The following is a 23,178-nucleotide window of genomic DNA, read 5'->3' on the forward strand; positions in this document are numbered from 1 at the left end:
GCTGTAACTACATATTCCGAATGAATTCTTCCAGCGCGTTAAGGTGATCGGTAAATGCCTGGCGTCCGGTGTTGGTAGCCGAATAGGTGGTATTCGGTTTGCGGCCAATAAATTGTTTCTGCACCAACACATAGCCCGACTCTTCCAGCGCCCGAAGGTGGGTGGCCAGATTACCATCGGTAAGACCGAGCAGTTCTTTAAGCGCATTGAAACTCATGGCGTCATTTACCATCAGAATCGACATGATATTCAGCCGCGCTTTACTCTCAAATGCTTTATTAAACTGAGCCAGCAGATCTTTCATGCAGTATTGCGTTCGTATTTATAATACATGGCCATACCGTATACGATATGCAGCACACCGAAACCAACGGCCCATGTCAGCAGATTATAACCCGGCCAGAACAGCGAAAGCAGACCCAGGGCAATCTCGCAGTAACTCAGCGACTCTACATCGCGAACCGTGTATTTGCTACCATTGAGCAGCGCCAGCCCATAAAAAATCAATGTGGCCGGAAACGCCATCCAGATCAGATTGTAATACAGCAGTCCCAGACAAAAAATGCCTCCCGTGGCCAATGGTACTGCCAGCGCCCATAGCAATCGCTGAGATGAGCTATTCCAGACGCTAAGGCCCTGATTACGGGCTTTTCGAACGGTAAAATAGGTGCCACTTAGCAGAGCCGCTACTAAAACAACAACAGCTACTGTAACTAAAAATTCCCGAATGGCCTGATGAGCGGCATCATCGTATAGTTCGAGTCGCTGATAGCTTAGTGCCTTAAATACATCAGTCTGAAGTCGCATATACACAACCGCAGCTCCGGCAAGTGCAATAACACCCGCCGATACGCCCGACAGACCGCTCAACGACAGAAATTTGGAGGAGCGTTCCATCATGCTGCGGATTTCCGTCAGCGTCTGTAGATGTTCGCGCGATTCGTGCATGAGAAAGAAATTAGGGTTCGTGGTGTTTCGTGTTATATTAAGTGAGAATAAACAAAAATTGGCATAACGATTCGCTTAAAGTATTGCCAGCAACTTGCCACCGAGAATAATCAGGCCAACTAGTACTGCCGTAATGGCCATGATCAATACAGCACCCGACGACAGATCTTTGATGGCTTTGATTTGCGGATGCAAACCCGGCGAAACAAAGTCACAAAGCTTTTCAATGGCCGTATTGAATGCTTCGGCTGCCCAAACCAGGCCAATCTGAATCAGAATAATAGACCACTCGACGCGACTAAGATCCAGAAGAAAACCTGCCAACATAACCACAATCGCGATTAATAAATGGACTCTGGCGTTGTTTTCATACCGAAATAAGTCGATTATACCTTGCCCTGCAAATCCGAAGCTACGCCAAACCTTACGAAAGTTGATCATGGAGCAAACATACCATTGAAGTTGTTTAATCGAGACAGCTAGTTCTACTTTCTCCTGGTGTTTTTTGTCGAATTCACCAACGACCTAGGGTGAAAATAGTTTTACTTTAGTATGCTCAAATTGACGCCCGTCGAACACATCGCCCATTAGCAGGTCGCCACGGACTTTCAGATAAGGTTGTTTAACAGACCGGGGCAGGTCGAATACCAGTTGCGTTGAGTCGATACGCCCCGCCAGCGTTGTGTAGTGAGCTTTCCATCCAAATGGATGTAAATTATCTAGCTGTTGCTGAGCGGTAAGGCTATTTTCGTAAACGTTACCCTTATAGTCGACAATGAAAGCCGTATTATTGTCCCAGTGATGTTCAACTCGTTTGGCTTCATTGTCGACCCGGAAGGTAATGATCCAGAATTTTCCTTCAGGTTTCAGAGCGCCAAGGCTATCGTAAACAACTACCTGCTCGGCCGAATAGATAAAATCGTCGTGTCGAATGGGTTGGCCAAGCGAAATTTCCTTATTCGCTGCTGGTTGACAACCCCATAATGAAGCCAGTGCGAGAAATAACAGATGCCAGGAGTTCATGAGTATGTATGTTTGGTTTACCGGTTCTTTTCAGAATCGACATACCACCAGAATGCTGCGTAGAGCACGATCAGAACGAAGCCATAGGCCAGGGTCAGTTTCAGGCTCAGGTGATTTTGAGCAGCTGCCGTAATGGCCTCCACCAGAGCCAGTGGCTGAGCCAGCACATCCCAGCTATTCCAACGGCCAAAACGACCCAGATAAATCCCAAATCCCGACAAGAGTTGGCTGCCCAGCAAAATGAGCCAGGTTAAACCTGTGCCCGTTAGTGGCAGCATCATTCGATGGACAACCAAGGTGGAGTATAAACCAGCCAGTAATCCGGTCAAGGCAAACAGAAACAAGGTCATGGTGTCGAACCATAGTAAAGGAAAATCGATGTTCTTAATGTGATATAGGTCGGTAATAATATAAGGCGCATTAGGTAAAAAGGCCAGCCAGATAGTTAAACCTATTCCCAGAAGCCAGCTATTACGAAAACCTGCCGATCGGAGATCGCGAAGGATCAGAACCACGCCCAGCGGAAAAAAAGCCAGAAAGAGGTTCCAGGTAAGCATGATGAAGAACCACCAGTTACCGGTTAGTAAGCCCCGTGCTGTTACCAGACACATGCCGGCTGTTGTGAGGGCTGCTAAGGCTCTTAGCCCCTTACTGCTTTGTGGAGGTGCCGTTTGACCCAGAGGGCGATCAGGAGAAAAATAGATCAAATTTTGCATATTAAAAGTACTTTGTTTTGCAAAGTAAATAAAAATAATGGCTTCCTGTCAAGTATATTATGGCTGCTTTTTTTGAGTGAAGACGTTTGGTTAGTTATGCATAAGAAAAGCCAGTCGTTTAAACTGGCTTTTCTTATGCAGATTGTATTTCGCTTAGCTCTTATTCGGCAGCCGAAACAGCCTGATGACTATTATCGGTCGTATAAAACAGTTGAAGCAGTTTGCGTGCCTGCTCGGCTGGTTTTGCATACGAATCATCGATTTTCTCAAAAGCAGCAAATTTTTCGGGCTGATCGTAGAAAATATCCTTTAGGTTATTGCTTGTGATCAGATGAACCGGCGAATCGGCCTTCCGGCTGAAATAATACTGAACCGGCGAATAAGTATTGCCACCGCCCGAAATCCAGATATTTGTTGGCTTACTATAGATATAAACGCGGTCGCTATGTTCTACTTTATACTGATCGCCATCAAAAATCCGGTAATCAACACCTTGTTTACGTTCGCCCCACAAGTCTGATAGTGGAATTTTTTCTTCGGGGGCATTCGGCTGATCAACTTTTATGGCCCGCTCGAAGGTTTCCTGATGGAGCCGGTACCCAGCCTGGCCATCATTGAAACTATCGGTTAATTGATGTTTCGCGAAATCGGCAGCCGATAGGTAAATACCGTTTTCTGGAAATGGAGCAAAAGGATTAGTTTGTTGAGCCTGAGTCGAAAAGGGCAGTGCAGCAAGCGCTGCCAGTACTATAACTTTCATAACAATAAGACGTGATAGTGAAACAAAAAAAGAATAGAACTCAGTAGCCAGCCTCCTCTGTAATATGAATACTCTGACCGCTGTTCCAGTAACTGTGTTTCATTCGCCTGATTGATAATATGTTGTTGAGTGATGCAAATTTGGCCGTATGAGATTATAATGGGATAAGTTTTACGTTAATAAGTAGTTAAAAATCAGGTGATTATGTATTTAGTGAAGATAAATGGTCGAATAGTCCTATTGCAATACAGGCTTTATTCCGTAGTAAGTTTTATTGCTTACGGAATAAAGCCTGTATTGTAGTAGATACGGGTTTTAGCTTAGTGAGTTTCTTTTACTGCTTCGGTTTCGAGCCAGCCATCTTTCAGCCGTAAAATTCGGGTGCCGTAAGCAGCATTGGCTTCGGAGTGAGTTACCTGCACAATTGTAACGCCGTCTTTCTTGTTCAGTTCGCTGAAAATTTCCATAATATCGCGTGCCTGATCGGAGTGTAGATTACCTGTTGGCTCATCGGCAAAAATTACCGACGGCTCAGCCGCGAGTGCCCGAGCAATACCCACCAATTGTTGTTGCCCGCCCGATAACTGAGCAGGAAACAAATCTTTCTTCGCTACAATATTGAAGCGGTCGAGCAGTTCGGCAACGCGGCTTTTACGTTCCGATCCGCTCAATCCTTTATAAAGTAATGGCGTTTCGATGTTTTCGTAAACTGTCAGTTCATCAATAAGGTGGTAAGCCTGAAACACAAAGCCAATCTGCGTACGGTGTAGTTCTGTACGCCGTTTTTCGGAGAGTTTCTGAACAGGTTGATCTTCAAAGAGGTATTCGCCTTCCGACGGTTCTTCGAGCAAACCAAGAATGTGTAGCAGTGTAGATTTTCCCGAACCCGACGGTCCCATGATCGACACAAATTCACCCTTTGCAATATCGAGCGAGATGTTGCGCAATACATAAATACGACCAAAACCGGCTGGGTAGTATTTAGAAACGTTATTGAGCTGAATCATATGTAATTATCGTTGAACTATTTTGGTTAAGGCCTTTTCTCGCTTAGGGCGTATATGAATCTTAACAGTGTTTTCTTTTTGGGTAACAATTTTATTGGTTCAAGTGTCGTGCCAGTTTTGTAATGATTTAATTTTTAGGTGATTACGGCGGTTTGAGCCTCTTTTTCGTCCGCTAACGGACAGCCACACTACTAAAACCGGACAGAATTTTCGATCATTCATGCAACATACTGTAGTTTTATCGCATCTTCAATAAAACGAACGCTATTCTTAAGGTATGAAAGCAACTATATTGGCACTTATGGTAGTTACTGCTGGTATAAATACGGCCAGCGACGATTGGAAAAAAGACCGCTCTATTGCTGGTTTTAAAGGGCTTAGTGTAAGCAGTGGTATTGATGTATATCTGACTCAGGGTAGTTCCGAAAAACTGACCATCGAAGCCAAAGGTTTCGACGAAGACGAGGTTGTATCGGAGGTGAAAAACGGAGTTCTTAAACTTTATGTCGACCGTAGAGGCATTGCAAACTGGAACTTTGGCAAGAACCGCTATGTGAAAGCCTATCTGACTTTTAAACAGCTTACCGAACTTCATGCGTCGGGTGGGGCCGATGTGTTTGGGCAGAACCGTTTGTCGTTCAGCGATCTGACCCTTAATGCCTCGGGTGGTTCGGATGTGAAACTAGAGCTAAAAGCCGATGAACTCAATGCTTCGGCTTCGGGCGGAGCCGATATTGTTTTGCAGGGATCGGCCCATAAACTTAATGCCAACGGTTCGGGCGGAGCCGACCTCGATGCGCGTAAACTGACCGTTGAAGTTTGTAATGCGCATTCGTCGGGCGGGTCCGATGTATATGTCAATGCCAGCCGGGAATTAAGCATGAAAGCTTCGGGAGGCTCCGATATTTATTATTATGGGTCGGCTAAAGTGCTGGCCAAGAGCGAGTCCGGTGGGTCAGACATTCATCGGAAAGATTAGAAACAACAAAAGAGTGGACGACTGAAAGAGCGATTGATTAATTTTGTTTATTGATTGTACCGGCGAGTAGGTATTTCTGCGTCCGTTTGGTACACCGTCACGCTTTCATTCGTTCACTCTTTTGGCACCTACTATTGGCATACTTGGCGGGGGGCAACTTGGTTTGATGCTCCTACAGGCCGCTATCGACTGGAACCTCCGTGTTCATGTTCTCGATCCAGACGCCGAAGCACCCTGCCGGCATCTCTGCACCGACTTTAGCAACGGTTCACTTACCGACTACGACACCGTATATCAGTTTGGTCAGTCGGTCGATGTAATCACGATCGAAATCGAACGGGTGAATGTCGATGCCCTCGAAGCGCTTGAGCGCGAAGGAAAAAAAGTTTTTCCGCAACCTTCGGTTATACGAATCATTCAGGATAAACGCCTTCAAAAGCAATTTTATCGGGATCATAATTTGCCTACGGCCGATTTTATTCTAACCGAAACGCGGGCCGATGTGGCAATGGTCGAAATTCAGCAGCCCGATTTTTTTCCGGCTTTTCATAAACTTGGCCGCGACGGCTATGATGGGCGAGGGGTGCAGCGCATTGCAACCGTTGCCGATGTTGGCAAGGCCTTCGATGCGCCCGGCATATTGGAAAAAGCCGTCGATTTTGAGAAAGAGCTGGCTGTGATAGTTTCCCGCAATGAGCAGGGCGATGTGCAAACGTTTCCAACGGTCGAAATGGTGTTCCATCCAGAATTAAATCTGGTGGAGTATCTGTTTGCGCCCGCAGAAGTCTCCTCCGAAATCGACCAGAAAGCACAGGACATTGCTCGCCGAACAGCCGACGCTTTTGGCATTGTGGGTTTGCTGGCAGTAGAGCTTTTCCTGGACAAGGCTGGTAAGGTGCTCATCAATGAAGTGGCTCCACGGCCTCATAATAGCGGTCATCATACCATTCGTGCCAATGTTACCTCCCAGTTTGAACAACACTGGCGGGCTATTCTGAATTATCCACCGGGCGATACGTCGGCTTATCAGCCCGCTGCAATGCTTAATCTGCTCGGCGAGGATGGTTTCACAGGACCGGCAGTTTATGAAGGGCTTGAAACGCTGCTGGCGATGCCGGGTGTATTCCCGTTCTTCTACGGTAAGGCCATTACTAAACCGTTCCGAAAAATGGGCCATGTTACGGTCATGGACGATTCGCTGGATGCACTTCGCGCAAAAGTAGCGAAAGCCAGGGCAGGCATTCGGGTCGTTGCTGAAAATACCGGGAAATAAAAAACCGGGAGAAAGCGGCTTTCTCCCGGTTACAAATAGTCTGGTTCAAGTAGCACTTCTGACCTACGCTACTCTGTTTTCCAATGTGCCGATGCCGTCGATAATGATACGAACTTCGTCGTCCGGGCGCAGGGTGAAGTCGTCGGATGGAACAATACCCGTTCCGGTCATCAGATAGCAGCCATACGGGAACGAACATTCGCGGAACAGAAACGAGACTAGTTCTGTGTGCTGCCGTTTCATCTGGCTGATAGCAATGCTATTGGTAAAAACGGCCTGACCGTTGCGAATAATTTCCAGCCGGATTTCTGTTTCGGGCGAAATGGGCGATTCCGGAACGTACAGGCATGGTCCCAATGCTGCGCTGCCGTCGTAGGTTTTGGCCTGAGGCAGATAGAGCGGGTTTTCGCCTTCAATACTCCGCGAACTCATGTCGTTGCCGCAGGTATAGCCTACAATTTTTCCCGACGAAGTAATGAACAGAGTTAGTTCTGGTTCGGGAACATTCCAGGTCGAATCGGCGCGGATACGCACATTGGCTCCTGGCCCAACAACACGTTCGGGTGTCGATTTGAAGAATAGTTCGGGCCGTTCGGCATCATAAACCCGGTCGTAAAAGTTATCGCCACCCGATTTTTTTGATTCTTCCATACGAGCATTTCGGCTGCGTAGGTAGGTCACGCCCGAAGCCCAGACCTCCTGTTTGCCAATTGGGGCCAGTAGGCCTGTCTGAACCCACTGCTGATGATTGTCGGCAGGAGCCGTCGTTTGGGTAATATCGAATAGAATCGTGTACAGATTATCCTGATTGACTAATTCGTCCCAATTACTGGCCGGAACGGTATAAAACAGATTATTGGATTCAAGTACGATTCCTGAACGGGTTTTGTAGAGTTTCATGGGAGATCATTAAATACGCCAGGAAAAGTGTCTTTGGCGAGTAATTTACTTTTCTATAAATACTCGCGACTCAACTGAACGGACTATGGGATGAAAACGGGAAATTTACTGAAACATTTCCCGGAAACTAGTTATATTAGTAGGCTTACGCACCACTGGATGGGTGGGTTGATCAACATGCTGCAAAAAACAAGGGGAATTGCCCTCAGTTATATCCGATACCGCGAAACGTCTATCATCGCCCGCGTTTATACCGAAGAGTTTGGCCTACAGAGCTATCTGGTTAATGGCGTTCGGTCGGCCAAGAACAAAAGCAATCGAATAGCGCTCTTTCAGCCGCTAACGTTGCTGGATATGGTTGTTTACAACAAACACGACCGCGACCTGCACCGGTTGTCGGAGTTGAAAACGATTCATCCGTTTCAGAGTCTGCCGTTTGAAGTCAGCAAATCGACGATCGCGATCTTCGTTACCGAACTGTTGAATAAGGTACTGAAAGAAGAGGCCAGCAGTCCGGTATTATTCCGGTTTCTGATAGATTCGGTTTTATTTCTGGAAGAGGCTAAGCTAAACTACGAAAATTTTCATCTGGTATTTCTGCTCAAACTGGCTTTTTTTCTGGGGTTTGGTCCCGAGAGCGCCCATGAGTTTGAGAATCAGCTTCGCGAACACTCCTACCCGTTTTTACCGGATGCCGAGATGGAGAATGCCCTAAATACCATGCTTCGTAAGCCGTTTGGAACTCCTCTATCATTGGCTCGGTCGGCCCGTAATGAATTGCTCGATGCGGTAGTTGCCTATTACCAGATTCACATTGATTCGATTGGCGAAGTGAAATCGCTGCCAGTGCTAAGAGAAGTACTGGGTTAATAAAAATGGTGACCATAGTTGTGGTCACCATTGCATTGCTATATTTTCCGTTTTAGTTCAAAATGCTGCCCCAAATATAGACGCCTTACCTGTTCGTCGTTGGCCAGATCTTCGGCAGATCCCTGTTTCAGTATTTTTCCTTCGAAAAGCAGGTATGCCCGGTCAGTGATGGAGAGGGTTTCGTTTACATTGTGGTCGGTAATCAGAATGCCAATGTTGCGGTGCTTCAATTTGGCAACAATACTCTGAATGTCTTCAACCGCAATAGGATCGACGCCCGCAAACGGCTCATCGAGCAGAATAAATTTAGGATCAACGGCCAGCGCGCGGGCTATTTCGGTGCGCCGACGTTCTCCACCTGAGAGCACTTTACCTTTATTCTTCCTGACGTGGGTCAGACTGAATTCTTCCAGCAACTCTTCGGTTTTCTCCTTTTGCTGCTTTTTAGGTAAGTCGCTCATTTCTAGTACAGCCAGCACATTTTCCTCGACTGACAAGTCGCGGAAAACCGAGGCTTCCTGCGCCAGATAACCTAAACCAAGCCGCGCCCGTTTATACATCGGTAAGTCGGTAACGTCGATATCGTCGATAAAAACTTTACCACTATTGGGTTTTACCAGCCCAACAGCCATATAGAACGAAGTGGTTTTGCCAGCGCCGTTTGGGCCGAGTAGACCAACTATTTCACCCTGGGCTACCTGATAGGACACATTGTTGTTGACCAATCGTGACCCGTATTTTTTTATTAAATTTTCTGTTCTAAGAATCATTTGTTCGAAACGGGCGGTTGCAAACCAGCCTGTATAGCCAATACAAAATCAGTTGATACGTCAAGCGCTGTCGCTATCTGTTCAACTGTCAGCACACCCAACTGAAGCAACCCCATTACGGCTTCTTTTTTTGCTTTTTCGCGTCCTTCCTGCCTTCCTTCTTGTAATCCTTCCTGCCTTCCTTCCTGTAATCCCTCCTGCCTTCCTTCCTGAATACCCCGGAGCATTGCTGAAATAGTGGCTTCTTCAGCACCTTTCTGTTTGCCCTGAAGGTAGCGGATGTCGGTTTCTAAATCATATACGATTGCCATGGCTTCAATTTGTTTAATGACTTCGTTCTGAAAGTTACGTAATTTTGAGAGGATCTCAACCTGCCGAAAATACTTGCCAAGTGCTAGTTGACTTTGCTCTTTCGCTTTGATTGTCTGCAAAATGCGCTGAATAACCTGAGGGGGAGCTTCGGTGCCCAGGTTGCCAAGTATGGCTAGTACCATCTCTTCTGGTTTTTCTGTTTCCAGAAACGTCTGGTAAGGCACCTCCACAATGTTTCGGATATGAAAACGAAACAATAGGTCTTCCTGGTTCAATTCATGACGCATTCGAGCCGGGCGACTGCCGATATAAAAGACGTATTGTTTCAGCGGTAGTTTGTATTTTCCATATAACTGGGCTGCATAAAACAACATACGCGATAACATATCGGGTTCATCCCGGGTCTGGAACTCCAGATGCAAAATAAATAACCCATCACCTTCGGCATTGGTTACGATTTTAAGAAAATCGGGCTTGCGTTCAATGGTATATTGGACGTCATCCGGAATTTCAATCAATCCTTCCGGCTCGGGCAAGTTCAGTACTTTCCGGGCCAGCGGTAGCAGAATCGATTCAATATTTTCTTTGATAATCTTGTCGTAATCCTGCCCCATACAGTTTTCTAGTAGCAGCGAATGTCTTTTAGCATCAACTGCAATGATACATTGCCATTGAAAAAATTCTGCTCAACATGATAACAGATGGCGAAGGGTTTACCATGCCGAAGCTGATCAGCCAGATGGGCCATTCCAAAACCGACAGCCGTTAAAATATGCCCTGATTTTGTTTGTTTAACGTTCATTTTCAGGTGCTTTTCTTTCATGACAATCGGTTCTCCGGCCAGATATACATCATTGGTCATGAATACCGGCTGCATATTATGAGGGCCAAACGGCCCCATCTGTTTAACAATTCGGGCAAGCTTATCATTAATCTCGCTAAAATCCATTGGCAAATCGATATCTACGAGCGGAGTCAGGTGTTCGTCCTTAATCCGGCGCGACACAACTTCTTCAAACTTCTGCCGAAAGGCCTCAATATTGTCAATCGACATTGTCATTCCGGCTGCGAAGGTGTGCCCACCAAACTGTTCCAGCAAATCGGCGCATTCTTCTATGGCTTCATATACATCGAATCCGGGCACGGACCGGGCCGACCCTGCTGCTTTATCGTGCGATTGTGTCAGGATGATTGTGGGACGGTGAAAATGCTCGATGCATCGCGAAGCTACAATGCCAATAACACCCTTATGCCAGGTGGCATCATATAGAACCGTTGTTTTGGCATTTACCATCGCTTCGCTTTGGCGGATCATGCTTAGTGCCTGCTCCGTAATGCTCGTATCGAACTCCCGTCGGCTGTTATTATGCTTGTTGATAGCCATCGCAAACTCATCGGCTTCTTCTTCCGATTCGGCCAGTAAGAGCTGTACGGCGGCTTTCGCATGTTGAATCCGACCGGCGGCATTGATTCGGGGCCCTAATCCGAAGACAACGTTGGTAATATCCAGCTCTCGCGAAAAGCCTGCTATTTTGATTAACGCTTTTAGCCCAGTGCGTGGTGTCGCGTTAAGATATTTTAAGCCATAATAGGCCATTACACGGTTCTCGCCTGTTAGCGGCACAATATCCGATGCAATGCTGACAGCAACCAGGTCGAGATGTGGATATAGCGCCTGAAGGTCAATTTCTTTGTATAAGCAAAAGGCCTGTAGGAGTTTAAAGCCAATGCCGCAGCCACTCAGTTCTTTGTATGGGTAGTCGCAGTCGTTGCGCTTGGGGTCGAGAACGGCAGCGGCATTGGGTAATTCGTTGCCAGGGCGGTGGTGGTCGCAGATAATGAAATCGATACCAAGGGCTTTTGCTTCGGCCACACGATCAATCGATTTGATGCCGCAGTCGAGGGCGATAATAAGCGTGAAGCCATTTTCGGCCGCCCATTCGATGCCCTGTTTCGAAATACCATAGCCTTCCTTATAGCGATCGGGAATATAATAATCGATTTCTTCGTGAAAGTTTTTCAGAAATCCGTAAACTAGAGCGACCGAAGTGGTTCCGTCTACATCGTAATCGCCATAAATCAGAATTTTTTCGGCCCGTTCGGGAAGCATCGCCATTTGCAGGCGCATAATGGCACGATCCATATCTTTCATGGCGAATGGATGGTGCAGATGTGTAATTTCGGGTCGGAAAAATGTTCGGGCTTCGTCAAATGTATGAATACCGCGCTGGACCAGCAGCGCTGCCAGCGATGGGCTGATATTCAGGGATTGCGCTAATGAGCCGATTGCCGACCGTTGTGTAGGCGACTCAGGAGAAGGTTGTAAAATCCATCGTTTTACGGGAGGTGTCGGCTGGGCTATCATAATTGCAAATTAAATCCGTTTTTAGAAAAACACTGCGTTCATGCTCATTTTGCTTTCAGTACTTAGCTTCTTTCTGGCCAACGAAGACCCAACAAAATCGCCAAAAAAAACCAGCTTAAAAGTTGATGTACACAATGTTCGTACATCACAGGGGGCCGTTTATGTTGCCTTATTCCGTGCTGACAATAGTTTTCCTGATGGAAAGCCAATGGACGGGAGGAGACTCGATGCTATTGAAAAACGCGTGGAAGCTACATTTTCGGTTGAACCGGGCGATTATGCCATAGCTGTTTTTCATGATGAAAATGGCAATGGGAAATTAGACAAACGGATTTTCGGAATCCCGAAAGAGCCATATGGGTTCAGCAATAATTTTCGCCCAACCATGTCGGCACCAAAATTCAAGGATTGTAAATTCACTGTTGGTGAAGGGGGCAAGACAATCAGTATTAAATTAGATTAGCCGATCACTTCGGTATGGCTTGCATAAACACTATGCGCTGCGCTTGATTTGCCCAACGTCCGTTTGGGGTTGTGGTTTTATTCTCAACTGAATTTAGTACCAAAAGCGAGTTATAAAATCGAACCTGTTTAAACTTTCGCTTTACGGTTGATTTTTCGCAAGAAAATGACTGAGAATGCAATAAAATGTAGACTCATCCAGTTTTTGACTGAAAACTCAAACCGGATCAAAAGAGCTTTGAAGCCGTCCATCCAAGCATTAGCATGTTCAATCACGGAACGATCGGTGTACAAGTCGTCATCGAAAATATGGGTACCGGTTGGATAAGGCCTCTGGTCTTGATTAGATGAATTTCTGGGATTCTCTTTCACATTGGCCAGGATTTCTTCTTGCTCACAGGCGGTTCTGAAACTAGCCGAATCAAAGCCAGCGTCAGCATTGAGAAATAAGCCTTTCAAGTTGATACCTGCTTCTTTCAACAGGCTACAAATCCCATCAAATAGTACTTGAATTTGGAATAGATCCTGGTGTTGCCCTGCTTGAGGAGTAGACATGGCCAGCATAAGCCCTTGATTATCGGACATAAACAGCGCATTTGTGGTATTACAGGCTTTTCGCCCTTGGTAGCCTACGGCATCCCCCCGTTTTTGGCAGGTGTATGACTACCGTCAAACTCGACACTCGACAGGTCTAAATGCTTCAGGTTTTTGCTCAACAAATTAAGCCAAATGGCCTTCCAGCAATTGGCCTTACTCCACTTATTATGATAGTAAAAGACCGCATTCCAACTCAAGACTTTATCTGTGAAAAACTGTTTTGTAGGTAACTCACGCCATTGACACCCCGTTTTTAAGCGATGGAAACCGGGTCGCCCTTTAGGTTTGTGGGCTGGTAAGAAACCAAGATTTGAGCTTTTGCCAGTAGTCAACCAGAGAGGGTTACCCTACCGGGTCGCCGAGGAGTCAAAGACCTATGCTCCGAACGGTCCGCCGTCGCGGTCAGGTCCCTCTCTGTTTCCATTGCCATAAGACTCGAATAGAAATAAGGGATTGCAGGCCCACGAAAGGCGGTCGGCCGCTGCCGGTCGAGAAAAGCAAGGAGTTGACTACTCATTCAAAACTAAACCTTGTTATGGACTTTTGCTACCGCCCCGGCGGCCCGGTTCATTGGCATCGACATTGCCAAAGACACTTTGGACTGGGCGGTGTACACCCAGAAAGGCGGCTTCTTGCTTAATATCCACACCGAAAACACCCTCAAAGGCATCAAGTCGGCATTGACTCAGTTGAAGGCTCTGGCAGGCTGGAACCCTACTCAGGCCGTTTTCTGTATGGAGCATACGGCACGGATTTCCATGGGTTATACAAGCGTGGGTATATAGTTTTTGTCATATTTCAGTCCTCGGTGAACCACTGAGCAAACCCGATGGATAAGCGGCTTCGGCTGTCCGATTGTTACGAACTGCATTAAGTACAAGCCGCATCGGCGGTCCGAATTTTATTCTTGCCTTCGGCCACTTTACGCCGATAGTAGTCTTGCAGTTCACCTTTGACACAAATCGCTGACATTGCCCCCAGATGAAATAAGCTTTTAAGTCGTTTTCGGGCGTGCTCATTGACGCGGGTTTTACCGCGAACACTACTACCCGATCGATACCGCACAGGCGGCCCTGTCGAAAGGAGCTACACCAGCATGGCAAGCAAGCTTCTTAGCATCACGGATGGTTTTAAATTCTTCGGTGGCAATTAGCAATTCGGTGGCTGTCGCATCACCAACTCCAGGAACAGAAGTCACTAAATCAAATAATGCTTTTAAATAATCATCTGCTTGAATGAGCTCTCGAATTTGCTTGTCAGCGTTTTTCAAATCGGCATTGATTGCCTTCAATGAAGCCTGGCAAGTTTTAGTGAGTTGTCGTTGAAGAACAGGGTCAATAAACCCTTGTTGTTCATTAATAGGTTGCTGTAACTGCTGACGCACAAGCAGGAGTCGCTGGCGAAGGCCACTTAAGGAAGCCAACTTTTGTAAAACGGGCCTTGGCGGTTGCCAAAGACGTATTTTGTCACGAAAACGGAAAGCATACCGCACCGGCGGCCCGGTCAGCGATTCGAACCGCATCAATTGCATCGTTCTTACCCCGTTGCAAACCGCCTGCTTTCTTGATCTGTAAACTACTTTCTAACCAGAGGGGGAGGTGAACTTTGTAAAGGGAAGATAAAAGGTGAGTGCAATACACTCCCGTATGCTCCATGCAACAAACCGACTCCGAGATGATAAAATCAGGCAAGGCTTTGATGACTTTGAGAGCCACTTTGATGCCTGCTTCGGAATTAGCTGTCTGAGTTTGCAGAACAATAGACTTGCCGTCTGTGACAGCCCAGTCGAGGGTGGCTTTCGAGACATCAACGCCAATGTAAAAGCGAGTAGACATAATGTTTAAGGTTTAAAGGTTGGTGACCAGAGTAGTTGCTTACCTTAATACTCGAACCCTTACTAATGGGGCTGTATCCCCGAATTTCCATCTGAGTTTAGGCAAGCATAACAGGGTGGGGCCTTAATCCGTGCGTAGATCAATATCTCGGCCGCCCCCTAGGGAAACCCACCTTGTTTACTTGTTGGCAAGCTATTCTAAATCTTGAAATCTTACCACACCGCAAACCTAAAGGGCCGCCCCGCTACAACCTGCTGGCGGTTCCGGTGGCCGAGCAAGAGACATTCATCAGCAAAACGCTCCAAAAGACCTTGAAAGGTAATGTCAAGAAGTCCTTGACTGCCCTTAAAGAGGAACAGAAAGCCGTCGAGGCACAAATTCACGACCTTATCCAGGCTGATGCTCGCTTAAAAGAGTTGTTCGATTTAATGGTCTCCGTGCCGGGCGTTGGCCCGGTGATCGCTACCGAACTCTTGTTAGCTACCAACGAGATGCAGGCCATCAGTGATCCTAAGAAGTTGGCTTGTCATGCTGGAGTAGCCCCTTTTGAGTACCGCTCAGGCAGTAGTATACGGGGCAAAACCAAAGTAAGCCATCAGGCGCGCAAGCGCCTGAAAGCGCTGGTTCACCTGTGTACGATGTCGGCCATCCAAGTGGCAGGCGACCTTCAGGATTATTATGCTCGCAAGCTCCAGGAGGGTAAGCCCAAGATGCTAGTGATCAATGCCGCCCGCAACAAGCTGATTCACCGGGTTTGTGCGGTGGTTCGTCGGGGTGAAAAATATTCGGACCGCCGATGCGGACAAAAATTATACGTTAGCACTTGCTTAAGCCATAGAAATCGGAGCGATGCATTCGACAATCTGCGTAAGTGGGACTGTTGTCTCAAATCCACGTGTTCCCACTGTCAGATACGGCAAAATCCATTTTTCAATCATAGCTTTGTCGATGATCCCCATTACTATGTGTATTTAAAGTTCGCGCTTCAAAATTCACACGGTTTTGGGGATTTTAGCGAAAGTTTAAACAGGTTCTAAGTCAGTTTTCATAACGTTTGGGCGTAGAAGCCACTCTTTGAAGAGCCATGCAACAAAGCTTATTTTGATACAAAAAACTAAAAAAGCCCCAAATCGCAAGATTTGAGGCTTTTTGCTCCCGAAGCTGGGCTCGAACCAGCGACCCTCTGATTAACAGTCAGCAGATTACTAGTTTAATATGGTTCAATATGATTTATAATAAATTGATTATTAGTAATTTATGAATCATGGAGTTTCAGGGTAAACCGTTTAAATACGGATTCCTTGTGCAAATCTTGTGCAAATTTTTTCGTATCTTTAATTCATGAACACAAATGTCGTGATTTCCTTAGATACTCGCCGTGCCAAAAAGGATGGCACCTATCCAGTCATTATGCGGCTGGGCCATAATGCGCAAACAACCTCTATTCCCATTGGAATAAGCGTTGCTGTAGCGGATTGGGATGAGAAAAAGCGGGCTATTAAAAAAAGCTATAAGGGCGTCAGTTCTGTTACCAGACTGAACAATCAGATTGAGAAGGAGAAGACTGATGCGATGGACATCATTCTTAAGCTTCATGAATTGGGCACCCTGCAAACTTTATCGATAACGTCGTTGAAAGACCGGATCACACAGAAAGAAGCCAAAGATTCTTTTCTCCAATTCGCTAGTCAATGCGTGGATGAGCTGATTAAAGCGCATCGGGTTGGTACGGCCAGATCGTATAAAGGCTTGATTAGCGTTTTGAAAGAATACCGCAAAGGCAAGGATTTATTGTTCAAGGAGATCACGTATGATTTTCTTGCCAGATTCGAGACTAACCATAAAAGCAAAGGGAATGGTGCCAATGGCTTGGCTGTCTATATGCGGACAATCAGGGCCATTTACAACAAGGCTATTAAGTCTGGGGTAGCCGATAAAGAATTGTATCCGTTCGATGATTATAAGATTAAGACCGCGCCTACCGAAAAGCGAGCTTTGGACGGAGAGTTTCTTAAAACGATCATTCAACTGGACATTCCGGCCACCCATATATGCTTTAATACCCGCAATTATTTCGTTGCCAGCTATATGATGTATGGGATGAACTTTGCGGATATGGCCTATCTGGAAAAAAGCTCTGTGGAGAATGGGCGCGTCCGGTATCGCCGGAGAAAAACGGGCAAGCTGTACGATATTAAGATTACGCCACAGCTTGAAAGTATACTGGTTCATTACATGCAACAAACGCCCGATTCCAAGTTCGTCTTTCCGATCCTGAAACGAGACTCGCCAACTCTGCGTGAAAAGGACATTCAGTGGGCCAGAAAACGGTACAATAAAAAGCTGAAGCTACTGGCTTCGCTATGCGGAATTGACTCAAACCTGACAAGCTATGTGAGCCGACATTCATTTGCGACCCAGGCAATGCTGCACGATATTCCGCTGACAGCGATCAGCACGATGCTTGGCCATTCCAGCGTAAAAACTACCGAAATTTATCTGAAAGGGTTGCCGGTCAATATCCTAGACAATTACAATGAACGAATTTTGGGATGAGGTGAGTAAATGAAGTAAGCAGCCAGTTGATTATTAGTCCGTTAAATAAAACGGACATGCGTAAAAGCCAGTGTTTAGGTGGTTCGTATAGCTTTTACTGGTAGATTCTCTATTTTGGCCAAAAAGCACAATGGAAGTTATCTGTCTACACGATGAAGCCTTTTATGCCCTAATTGACAAGGTTCTTGAACGGGTTCAGCAACAGCAAGCGGTCAAGGAGGATAAATGGATTTCAGGCAGCGAGGCCATGAAGAAATTGCGTATTCAGAGCAAAACGACTTTGCAGAAACTCCGTGATGAAGGCAGTATCCGGTTTTCGCAGCCTGAGAGAAAGCTCATCCTATACGACAGCGATTCCATCAACGACTATTTATCTCGCCACACTAAAGAAACCTTTTAGCCATGTCAGAAGACGAACCATCACCAGAGTTCATTAAAGGTTATAATCATGGTTACCAACTCGCCAAGCATGAACCAGAGTTATTGGGCAAAATCCTGAAATCCCAAAGCGACAATCCTCCTAACGATTACAGCAGAGCGATGGCACATGGGAAAACCCAGTACGATCATGAAAAACTCGTTGCTGAAATGAAAGCTATCCGTGAACGGCAGAAGCAGACGATTAGACGAAAGCGATAATTCTAATCAACATATCATTTCTTCAAAAATCATTTTTGTTTCTCTGGTGTAGTCAACGACATAAATTTTCATTCGTTGACCTTACGTTTGTCTATATCCTTTTCTTTAATGGATCAAATCCAGACCTTGCGTCGACGGCTGCATATCATTCGCATAGTCGACCGACCTTTTTTGTATCCGTCCCTCAAAAAGCTGGTTGCTCAACTCAGTGAGGACTTCGATGCGGTTTCGGAACGGACCGTTGAGCGAGACATCCGGGCGATTGGAGCGGTCTATCAAATTTATATTCGAAATAACCGGCGCAAAGGGGGCTATTACCTTGATCTGCCCACCGATGAAGATGTGGCTGACTTCGAGCAGTTTGTGCAACTGCTCGAACGACGAGAACGGTTGGAGTTTCTGACGTCGTCGGTAGCGAGTATTCGGGGCATTGGGCGCCATTTGCAACTTGAGCATAACACACAGTTTACAGGAAACGGACATTTGCCTCTGTTATGGCAGGCACTACAAACAGGTCGCTGTGTGGAGTTTGTCTACCGAAAGTTTGAGAAAGAAGCCGACGAAGGAAAGCTCCGACGGGTAGAACCGGGTTTACTGCTGGAATACCGCAATCGATTTTATCTGGATTGTTTTGATCTGGAAGCCAATCAGCCACGCACCTTCGGCCTGGATCGGTTGCACGGGCTTACGCTGACCGATCAGCCTATTTCCACCGCCCGTACAGGCCAGCGTCGAACCGACCGCCGACACGCTATTGGAGTAACCTGTCCGCCTGATCTCGAACCTCAACGGGTGGTCCTGCGCTTCCAGACCAGCGAAGCCAACTACGTCCGTTCACTACCGTTGCACAGTAGTCAGCGGCTGATTCAGGAAGTCCCCGGTTTTGTTGATCTGGAATTGACCGTTATTCTCAACCACGAACTTGAGCGTGAAATCCTGGCATTCGGCGAACTAGTCGAAGTGCTGGAACCGGCTGAACTGCGGGTGAGGTTGGCTGCTCGTGTACGAATACTAAGCGAAAAATACTTTTAATTATCTTGTTATAGTTACAAGATGCCGTAGTAGTTTATTAGGGATATTAAGAATTAGTATAAATATATTTGCGCTGTTTAGACGAACAAAATTACTTTTGTTATAGTTGTGAAATGCGAAAGCAAACTCTAGATACTATGAATAAAGTAGTAGTTACTCCAGAAATCCAACCTATTTTTAGACGTACGCTCACATTCTTTGATAAGAGCGAGTTGATAATAATTTCCGAAAACCAGAGCAAGAAATATGATAGTGGAGAAGTGATTCAGCAAATTATTGAATTTTCACCATCATTGGTTATTACTCAAGACAAAGATTTGGCTAGTATTTGCGTTAACCTCCTTGGATGCGTTAAAGTCATATTATTGAGGGATTGTCAGCCAAGTTGTGATCGAACCTTTCTATCAAATGCTCTTGACATCAGTGCTTTTATGGCTTCTAACGCCAGATTATTCACAATGTAATTAATCGCACCCATCACGGGTATTGAAATTAGTAATGCATAGGGGACATTAATTCACCCCCAGTCATCAATCGGACCTTCGGGTATTTTTTTCTGTAAACCGTCAATTTTTGGCGGAAGCATCATTCACCTTTGTTCCACATCGCCTATTAATTGTAAACATTGAGCTTCTAAACCTTCTATGCGCCTTCAACTACAACTAACTCCTACTACTCAGCCGCTACCTTACGACCACTTGCATCAACTTACTAGCACCCTGCACAAATGGCTGGGTCGAAATGATATTCATGATGGTTTAAGCCTCTACAGCTTCGGCTGGTTACGAGGGGGCGAAAGCCGCAACGGTTCCTTGCGCTTTCCCAAAGGAGCTATCTGGAATATTTCGTTTTTTGACGAAGAGAAAGCTCGACAAGCACTGGGTGGTATACTTGATCAGCCAGAACTAGGGTTTGGAATGCGGGTTGCTGAAATTCGGGAAGTTGCTCCGCCTGCCTTTCAACATCATCATTATTTCCTGACGGATGGCTCTTCGATTGTTATTCGTCAGAAACGTCCCGATGGCTCGCGAGCCTATCTACTCTGGGATGATCCAGCTACTGACCAGGCATTAACGCAGTCATTCCAGCGCAAACTCACAGCGGCTGGTTTTTCAGGAGCTGACCTCGGTGTGACGGCTTCGTTCGACCGTACTTACCAAAATGCTCGTACTCGAAAGATCGCTATTAAAGGTACTAATCATCGGGGAAGTGAATGCCCGGTGATTGTTAAGGGAACTTCTGATGCACTACATTTTGCCTGGACGGTGGGACTCGGTGAATTAACGGGCAGTGGTTTTGGTGCATTACGTTAATCCGATAACCCAATATGAGCCAAGAACTTTACTACGTCGTCCGCTACACCGGCCCGTTCGGCTACATCAAACCCTGGACAGCCGTGCGCGATGAACGAACATTCAGCCAGCAGTTTCTTACGCCAAGTATTGTTGAAGGCATTCGGCAAAAACTGGGGGTAGAGGGAATCCTGCGGCACCGATTGTCGTATGCCAAAATTGATCAGCAACAGGAACGAACGCAATCAAGGGCTTTTGTTATCGAAGCCAAACGAAAACGGGCAACGCGGGAGCAGTCAATCCTGATACGGGGCGTTATGCTGAATCCCGTACTGCATCTAGCCTTTTCGACACGAGAGGATGCTGAGCGGGCGGCTGAACAACACATTTGTTTATGCCGAAATGAGGACATACTATTGCCGGATGACCTGGTACTAACACAAACCATTGACGAGTTTGACCAAATTCCCGGCTTTGAACTTCTGTTTGGCGAAAGTCCATCGGCAGTTATGGTCGGGTATGACCGCTTTCAGGCGAATCAGCCGATGTATGGCACCGTGAAGATTGTTGGTAGACCCGTTGGCGCTGATCCCCTCGAATAATGAAACTCTCAGCAAAAAGTCCCGAACAGGGGGGATTAACGCTGTTACAACACACGCAGCACGTGGTCGACTGTATTTTGAAAATGGCACGGGAATACGGCTTTAACACGAGATTAGCTCGATTGGGTGCGGTACTGCATGACCTAGGCAAAGCTCATCCCTATTTTCAGCGCGTGTTACAGGGAAAGATCGGTACAGTAGAGAATAATGAATCTGATCCGCACCGGCACGAGATTTCGTCGCTGCTTTTTCTACCTTTATTCGACCGAAGGGATTGGCCTGTTCTAATTGATATGGTTGTTGCTCACCATAAATCATTAAAGGCATTACAGAATAATAACGCATCCAGACGTGGACTTAACGATCTGAGAAATGATTTTGGGACCAATGATGTATTCCTCCGGCATGCCGATTATACATACAGCGGTTGCCAGGAAGTGTGGGAAATTTGGTCGGCGCGGGTAGAGCCTGTAGTAAAAGTATTCAAGTTAAACTACCGTTCAATTAGCCGCAAAGAGGCCCGAGAAGCGTTTGATTACGCCATTGAGTACTGTAAAAGTCGACCTACTGGTCGGTCGCGATGGCGAGGTTTGCTGATGAGTGCTGATCATTTTGCCTCCGAGCACATGCACGATGCTAAGTCACTTCTTAATAGCTACTATAAGCGCCCTAATCTGACTTATTACAGTCGACAGTCTGATTTACACCCACTTTCATTACTGCCAACGGATCGCCGAAACCGGCACACACTGGTTATTGCGCCGACGGGGGCTGGAAAGACAGACTTTTTGCTACGCCGTTGTCTAGGGCGAGTCGTATATACGTTGCCGTTTCAGGCTTCAATCAATGCCATGTACCTTCGAGTAAACGAAAATTTAAACAAGAAGGATGGGAAATGGCTGCCTCGCAACGAGCAAACGGATGTTCGGCGGGCGCACGCATCGTCACAGATCAGGCTTCGGGACGAAAAAGGTAAGCTAATCGAAGAAGAACAATTCCGGCAGCGAAATCCAGGAGCTAGTATTAAAGTAACAACCCCACACCAGTTGGCTAGTATTGTCTTTAAGACTAGTGGTCATGAAGCGGCAGCACTCGACGTTGCTGGCTGCGACGTGATTTTAGATGAGGTGCATGTATACGATAATCTGGCTCGAGCAATGACACTTGAGTTAGTCAAAGATCTGGTACGGTTAGGATGCCGGGTGCATATTGGCACAGCTACTATTCCTGATGATCTAAAACAGCATCTCATTAATGCACTGGGTGGTAGCCGACGTGTTTACCAGGTTCAGTTAAAGAAGCGAGCGCTTACCAAATTTAACCGACACGAAGTGAGCAAGTTGCCAGATGAAACATCTGCTCGTGCGCTGATAAAAAAAGTAGTCACTGGTGAAAATAAGGAGCGCGTCTTGTTTGTCGCTAATCGCGTCAAACTTGCTCAAGAGCGATATCAATGGGCGAAAAAAGAATTGCCGGACGTGCCCGTATTGTTAGTCCATAGTCGTTTTCGACGGTGTGACAGAGCTAATTTGGAAAGCCTGATTGATGTATTTGACAAGGCAGAGGGGCCATGCATAGTCATTGCTACACAGGTTGTTGAAGTAAGTTTAGATATTTCGTTTGACCGACTAGTAACGGATGCCGCTCCATTGGATAGCTTGATTCAGCGTTTCGGGCGTATTCACCGTCGACGCACTTCCGATACGATTGGTACATATAAACCGGTTCACGTAATCGCACCAGCCACTACAGACAAAGACATCCAGCCTTATAATGCGGATGTGGTGCGACGCAGTTTTGATTTGTTGCCCGATGGATTACTACGTGAGACGGAGTTGCAGCAACTCATTAATCAGGTATATGATAAAATCACTGTTCCACCGATTGATGTTCACACCGCTCCTATTTGGGAACTATGTCATCGGCCGAAATCATACCTGATTGATGCTCTTGAAATAGATGGAGCCGTTTGCATTCTGGCCAAGGATCGGGAAACTTACTTAAAACCGAAAGGTATAAACCGTCAGGAATTAGAGATTCCCGTTCCCTGGAAAAGTATTGCCGCTTTCGTTGCTGCCAAAACCTTTCCTTTGCTCGAAGCCGGTAATTATCCATACGTTATCCCAGATAAGTTGTATCAATATGACCCAGAAGGTATCACACTAGGACTTGTATTGCCCGATAAACCAGAATCGGTGCGCACGGGAGCTTCCTCAACTACAGCTAAACGAATGATCTGA

At 46.4% G+C, this 23,178-nt stretch carries 30 protein-coding genes; 14 read left to right on the forward strand and 16 right to left on the reverse strand.

Going from position 1 to position 23,178, the window contains the following annotated elements:
* Positions 1 to 7: 7 nt before the first annotated feature.
* The 7 genes from WBJ53_RS05070 to WBJ53_RS05100 form a co-directional block, all read right to left on the reverse strand.
* On the reverse strand, positions 8 to 304 hold the full coding sequence (locus tag WBJ53_RS05070; RefSeq protein ID WP_338874974.1) for a transcriptional regulator: 297 nt from the start codon (positions 302 to 304) through the stop codon (positions 8 to 10).
* The gene (locus WBJ53_RS05075; RefSeq protein ID WP_338874975.1) at positions 301 to 948 is read right to left on the reverse strand and encodes a hypothetical protein; all 648 of its coding nucleotides are present in this window, start codon (positions 946 to 948) and stop codon (positions 301 to 303) included. Before WBJ53_RS05075 ends, WBJ53_RS05070 begins: the two co-directional genes overlap by 4 nt.
* A 75-nt stretch (positions 949 to 1,023) precedes the next feature.
* Positions 1,024 to 1,389, reverse strand: a complete 366-nt coding sequence (locus tag WBJ53_RS05080; protein ID WP_338874976.1) for a diacylglycerol kinase family protein — start codon at positions 1,387 to 1,389, stop codon at positions 1,024 to 1,026.
* An 84-nt stretch (positions 1,390 to 1,473) separates the two neighbouring features.
* A complete protein-coding gene (locus WBJ53_RS05085; protein WP_338874977.1) occupies positions 1,474 to 1,971 on the reverse strand; it encodes a hypothetical protein in 498 nt (165 codons plus the stop codon).
* A 17-nt stretch (positions 1,972 to 1,988) separates the two neighbouring features.
* Positions 1,989 to 2,687, reverse strand: a complete 699-nt coding sequence (locus WBJ53_RS05090; RefSeq protein WP_338874978.1) for a DUF1361 domain-containing protein — start codon at positions 2,685 to 2,687, stop codon at positions 1,989 to 1,991.
* 160 nt (positions 2,688 to 2,847) lie between these two features.
* A complete protein-coding gene (locus WBJ53_RS05095; RefSeq protein ID WP_338874979.1) occupies positions 2,848 to 3,447 on the reverse strand; it encodes a hypothetical protein in 600 nt (199 codons plus the stop codon).
* A gap of 320 nt (positions 3,448 to 3,767) precedes the next feature.
* Entirely contained in the window at positions 3,768 to 4,454 is a 687-nt protein-coding gene (locus WBJ53_RS05100) for an ABC transporter ATP-binding protein (RefSeq protein ID WP_338874980.1), read from the reverse strand.
* 277 nt (positions 4,455 to 4,731) lie between these two features.
* On the opposite strand from WBJ53_RS05100, the gene WBJ53_RS05105 reads away from it, so the two are divergent.
* The gene (locus tag WBJ53_RS05105) at positions 4,732 to 5,433 is read left to right on the forward strand and encodes a head GIN domain-containing protein (RefSeq protein ID WP_338874981.1); all 702 of its coding nucleotides are present in this window, start codon (positions 4,732 to 4,734) and stop codon (positions 5,431 to 5,433) included.
* Positions 5,434 to 5,599: 166 nt separating this feature from the next.
* Positions 5,600 to 6,706, forward strand: coding sequence for a 5-(carboxyamino)imidazole ribonucleotide synthase (locus tag WBJ53_RS05110; RefSeq protein WP_338877155.1), 1,107 nt, complete (start codon positions 5,600 to 5,602; stop codon positions 6,704 to 6,706).
* 63 nt (positions 6,707 to 6,769) lie between these two features.
* Here the strand turns inward: WBJ53_RS05110 and WBJ53_RS05115 are convergent, their stop codons facing one another.
* Positions 6,770 to 7,606: a fumarylacetoacetate hydrolase family protein gene (locus WBJ53_RS05115; RefSeq protein WP_338874982.1), complete on the reverse strand. Its 837-nt coding sequence runs from the start codon at positions 7,604 to 7,606 to the stop codon at positions 6,770 to 6,772.
* Positions 7,607 to 7,783: 177 nt separating this feature from the next.
* Here WBJ53_RS05115 and recO point away from each other — a divergent pair, with 177 nt between their 5' ends.
* Complete coding sequence (gene recO / locus WBJ53_RS05120; protein ID WP_338877156.1) at positions 7,784 to 8,476, forward strand: DNA repair protein RecO; 693 nt, start codon at positions 7,784 to 7,786, stop codon at positions 8,474 to 8,476.
* A gap of 38 nt (positions 8,477 to 8,514) precedes the next feature.
* Here recO and lptB read toward each other — a convergent pair whose 3' ends face one another.
* The 3 genes from lptB to recJ are packed head-to-tail and all read right to left on the reverse strand — an operon-like array spanning position 8,515 to position 11,923.
* Positions 8,515 to 9,246, reverse strand: coding sequence for an LPS export ABC transporter ATP-binding protein (lptB, locus tag WBJ53_RS05125; RefSeq protein WP_338874983.1), 732 nt, complete (start codon positions 9,244 to 9,246; stop codon positions 8,515 to 8,517).
* Complete coding sequence (locus WBJ53_RS05130; RefSeq protein ID WP_338874984.1) at positions 9,243 to 10,172, reverse strand: hypothetical protein; 930 nt, start codon at positions 10,170 to 10,172, stop codon at positions 9,243 to 9,245. The genes lptB and WBJ53_RS05130 overlap by 4 nt, the downstream gene beginning before the upstream one ends.
* Positions 10,173 to 10,180: 8 nt before the next feature.
* Positions 10,181 to 11,923: a single-stranded-DNA-specific exonuclease RecJ gene (gene recJ, locus WBJ53_RS05135; RefSeq protein ID WP_338874985.1), complete on the reverse strand. Its 1,743-nt coding sequence runs from the start codon at positions 11,921 to 11,923 to the stop codon at positions 10,181 to 10,183.
* A 40-nt stretch (positions 11,924 to 11,963) separates the two neighbouring features.
* Here recJ and WBJ53_RS05140 point away from each other — a divergent pair, with 40 nt between their 5' ends.
* Complete coding sequence (locus WBJ53_RS05140; protein ID WP_338874986.1) at positions 11,964 to 12,386, forward strand: DUF2141 domain-containing protein; 423 nt, start codon at positions 11,964 to 11,966, stop codon at positions 12,384 to 12,386.
* A gap of 128 nt (positions 12,387 to 12,514) precedes the next feature.
* Here the strand turns inward: WBJ53_RS05140 and WBJ53_RS05145 are convergent, their stop codons facing one another.
* Complete coding sequence (locus tag WBJ53_RS05145; protein ID WP_338872207.1) at positions 12,515 to 12,970, reverse strand: transposase; 456 nt, start codon at positions 12,968 to 12,970, stop codon at positions 12,515 to 12,517.
* Between the two features lie 44 nt (positions 12,971 to 13,014).
* Positions 13,015 to 13,314: a transposase gene (locus tag WBJ53_RS05150; RefSeq protein WP_338872205.1), complete on the reverse strand. Its 300-nt coding sequence runs from the start codon at positions 13,312 to 13,314 to the stop codon at positions 13,015 to 13,017.
* Positions 13,315 to 13,512: 198 nt separating this feature from the next.
* Here WBJ53_RS05150 and WBJ53_RS05155 point away from each other — a divergent pair, with 198 nt between their 5' ends.
* Positions 13,513 to 13,767: an IS110 family transposase gene (locus WBJ53_RS05155; protein ID WP_338874987.1), complete on the forward strand. Its 255-nt coding sequence runs from the start codon at positions 13,513 to 13,515 to the stop codon at positions 13,765 to 13,767.
* 85 nt (positions 13,768 to 13,852) lie between these two features.
* On the opposite strand, the gene WBJ53_RS05160 is transcribed toward WBJ53_RS05155, so the two are convergent.
* The 3 genes from WBJ53_RS05160 to WBJ53_RS05170 form a co-directional block, all read right to left on the reverse strand.
* Positions 13,853 to 14,047 carry a transposase gene (locus tag WBJ53_RS05160; protein ID WP_338874988.1) on the reverse strand — a complete coding sequence of 65 codons (195 nt, stop codon included), beginning with the start codon at positions 14,045 to 14,047 and terminating at the stop codon, positions 13,853 to 13,855.
* A complete protein-coding gene (locus WBJ53_RS05165; protein ID WP_338874989.1) occupies positions 14,028 to 14,366 on the reverse strand; it encodes a transposase in 339 nt (112 codons plus the stop codon). Before WBJ53_RS05165 ends, WBJ53_RS05160 begins: the two co-directional genes overlap by 20 nt.
* A gap of 82 nt (positions 14,367 to 14,448) precedes the next feature.
* The gene (locus WBJ53_RS05170; RefSeq protein ID WP_338874990.1) at positions 14,449 to 14,817 is read right to left on the reverse strand and encodes a transposase; all 369 of its coding nucleotides are present in this window, start codon (positions 14,815 to 14,817) and stop codon (positions 14,449 to 14,451) included.
* Positions 14,818 to 14,990: 173 nt separating this feature from the next.
* Here WBJ53_RS05170 and WBJ53_RS05175 point away from each other — a divergent pair, with 173 nt between their 5' ends.
* The 9 genes from WBJ53_RS05175 to cas3 all read left to right on the forward strand — a co-directional run bounded on the left by WBJ53_RS05175 (position 14,991) and on the right by cas3 (position 23,178).
* Positions 14,991 to 15,854, forward strand: coding sequence for an IS110 family transposase (locus WBJ53_RS05175; protein WP_338874991.1), 864 nt, complete (start codon positions 14,991 to 14,993; stop codon positions 15,852 to 15,854).
* 304 nt (positions 15,855 to 16,158) lie between these two features.
* Complete coding sequence (locus WBJ53_RS05180; protein ID WP_338874992.1) at positions 16,159 to 17,373, forward strand: site-specific integrase; 1,215 nt, start codon at positions 16,159 to 16,161, stop codon at positions 17,371 to 17,373.
* 130 nt (positions 17,374 to 17,503) lie between these two features.
* Positions 17,504 to 17,773: a DNA-binding protein gene (locus tag WBJ53_RS05185; protein WP_338874993.1), complete on the forward strand. Its 270-nt coding sequence runs from the start codon at positions 17,504 to 17,506 to the stop codon at positions 17,771 to 17,773.
* A 2-nt stretch (positions 17,774 to 17,775) separates the two neighbouring features.
* Positions 17,776 to 18,012, forward strand: a complete 237-nt coding sequence (locus WBJ53_RS05190; protein ID WP_338874994.1) for a hypothetical protein — start codon at positions 17,776 to 17,778, stop codon at positions 18,010 to 18,012.
* Positions 18,013 to 18,120: 108 nt separating this feature from the next.
* Positions 18,121 to 19,044 (forward strand): WYL domain-containing protein, encoded by a 924-nt coding sequence (locus WBJ53_RS05195; protein ID WP_338874995.1) that lies wholly within the window; start codon positions 18,121 to 18,123, stop codon positions 19,042 to 19,044.
* A gap of 137 nt (positions 19,045 to 19,181) precedes the next feature.
* Positions 19,182 to 19,508, forward strand: coding sequence for a hypothetical protein (locus WBJ53_RS05200; RefSeq protein ID WP_338874996.1), 327 nt, complete (start codon positions 19,182 to 19,184; stop codon positions 19,506 to 19,508).
* 180 nt (positions 19,509 to 19,688) lie between these two features.
* Positions 19,689 to 20,357, forward strand: coding sequence for a CRISPR-associated endoribonuclease Cas6 (locus WBJ53_RS05205; protein ID WP_338874997.1), 669 nt, complete (start codon positions 19,689 to 19,691; stop codon positions 20,355 to 20,357).
* 14 nt (positions 20,358 to 20,371) lie between these two features.
* A complete protein-coding gene (locus tag WBJ53_RS05210; protein ID WP_338874998.1) occupies positions 20,372 to 20,938 on the forward strand; it encodes a hypothetical protein in 567 nt (188 codons plus the stop codon).
* The gene (cas3, locus tag WBJ53_RS05215) at positions 20,938 to 23,178 is read left to right on the forward strand and encodes a CRISPR-associated helicase Cas3' (protein WP_338874999.1); all 2,241 of its coding nucleotides are present in this window, start codon (positions 20,938 to 20,940) and stop codon (positions 23,176 to 23,178) included. Before WBJ53_RS05210 ends, cas3 begins: the two co-directional genes overlap by 1 nt.

Origin of the sequence: Spirosoma sp. SC4-14, assembly GCF_037201965.1 — a bacterium.
Taxonomy (GTDB): domain Bacteria; phylum Bacteroidota; class Bacteroidia; order Cytophagales; family Spirosomataceae; genus Spirosoma.

What these genes read in the sequence shown, in the direction of transcription:
- WBJ53_RS05070 (WP_338874974.1), bottom strand. Translation starts at nt 304, where the DNA reads ATGAAAGATCTGCTGGCTCAGTTTAATAAAGCATTTGAGAGTAAAGCG.
- WBJ53_RS05075 (WP_338874975.1), bottom strand. Translation starts at nt 948, where the DNA reads ATGCACGAATCGCGCGAACATCTACAGACGCTGACGGAAATCCGCAGC.
- WBJ53_RS05080 (WP_338874976.1), bottom strand. Translation starts at nt 1,389, where the DNA reads ATGATCAACTTTCGTAAGGTTTGGCGTAGCTTCGGATTTGCAGGGCAA.
- WBJ53_RS05085 (WP_338874977.1), bottom strand. Translation starts at nt 1,971, where the DNA reads ATGAACTCCTGGCATCTGTTATTTCTCGCACTGGCTTCATTATGGGGT.
- WBJ53_RS05090 (WP_338874978.1), bottom strand. Translation starts at nt 2,687, where the DNA reads ATGCAAAATTTGATCTATTTTTCTCCTGATCGCCCTCTGGGTCAAACG.
- WBJ53_RS05095 (WP_338874979.1), bottom strand. Translation starts at nt 3,447, where the DNA reads ATGAAAGTTATAGTACTGGCAGCGCTTGCTGCACTGCCCTTTTCGACT.
- WBJ53_RS05100 (WP_338874980.1), bottom strand. Translation starts at nt 4,454, where the DNA reads ATGATTCAGCTCAATAACGTTTCTAAATACTACCCAGCCGGTTTTGGT.
- WBJ53_RS05105 (WP_338874981.1), top strand. Translation starts at nt 4,732, where the DNA reads ATGAAAGCAACTATATTGGCACTTATGGTAGTTACTGCTGGTATAAAT.
- WBJ53_RS05110 (WP_338877155.1), top strand. Translation starts at nt 5,600, where the DNA reads ATGCTCCTACAGGCCGCTATCGACTGGAACCTCCGTGTTCATGTTCTC.
- WBJ53_RS05115 (WP_338874982.1), bottom strand. Translation starts at nt 7,606, where the DNA reads ATGAAACTCTACAAAACCCGTTCAGGAATCGTACTTGAATCCAATAAT.
- recO (WP_338877156.1), top strand. Translation starts at nt 7,784, where the DNA reads ATGCTGCAAAAAACAAGGGGAATTGCCCTCAGTTATATCCGATACCGC.
- lptB (WP_338874983.1), bottom strand. Translation starts at nt 9,246, where the DNA reads ATGATTCTTAGAACAGAAAATTTAATAAAAAAATACGGGTCACGATTG.
- WBJ53_RS05130 (WP_338874984.1), bottom strand. Translation starts at nt 10,172, where the DNA reads ATGGGGCAGGATTACGACAAGATTATCAAAGAAAATATTGAATCGATT.
- recJ (WP_338874985.1), bottom strand. Translation starts at nt 11,923, where the DNA reads ATGATAGCCCAGCCGACACCTCCCGTAAAACGATGGATTTTACAACCT.
- WBJ53_RS05140 (WP_338874986.1), top strand. Translation starts at nt 11,964, where the DNA reads ATGCTCATTTTGCTTTCAGTACTTAGCTTCTTTCTGGCCAACGAAGAC.
- WBJ53_RS05145 (WP_338872207.1), bottom strand. Translation starts at nt 12,970, where the DNA reads ATGTCCGATAATCAAGGGCTTATGCTGGCCATGTCTACTCCTCAAGCA.
- WBJ53_RS05170 (WP_338874990.1), bottom strand. Translation starts at nt 14,817, where the DNA reads ATGTCTACTCGCTTTTACATTGGCGTTGATGTCTCGAAAGCCACCCTC.
- WBJ53_RS05180 (WP_338874992.1), top strand. Translation starts at nt 16,159, where the DNA reads ATGAACACAAATGTCGTGATTTCCTTAGATACTCGCCGTGCCAAAAAG.
- WBJ53_RS05185 (WP_338874993.1), top strand. Translation starts at nt 17,504, where the DNA reads ATGGAAGTTATCTGTCTACACGATGAAGCCTTTTATGCCCTAATTGAC.
- WBJ53_RS05190 (WP_338874994.1), top strand. Translation starts at nt 17,776, where the DNA reads ATGTCAGAAGACGAACCATCACCAGAGTTCATTAAAGGTTATAATCAT.
- WBJ53_RS05195 (WP_338874995.1), top strand. Translation starts at nt 18,121, where the DNA reads ATGGATCAAATCCAGACCTTGCGTCGACGGCTGCATATCATTCGCATA.
- WBJ53_RS05200 (WP_338874996.1), top strand. Translation starts at nt 19,182, where the DNA reads ATGAATAAAGTAGTAGTTACTCCAGAAATCCAACCTATTTTTAGACGT.
- WBJ53_RS05205 (WP_338874997.1), top strand. Translation starts at nt 19,689, where the DNA reads ATGCGCCTTCAACTACAACTAACTCCTACTACTCAGCCGCTACCTTAC.
- WBJ53_RS05210 (WP_338874998.1), top strand. Translation starts at nt 20,372, where the DNA reads ATGAGCCAAGAACTTTACTACGTCGTCCGCTACACCGGCCCGTTCGGC.
- cas3 (WP_338874999.1), top strand. Translation starts at nt 20,938, where the DNA reads ATGAAACTCTCAGCAAAAAGTCCCGAACAGGGGGGATTAACGCTGTTA.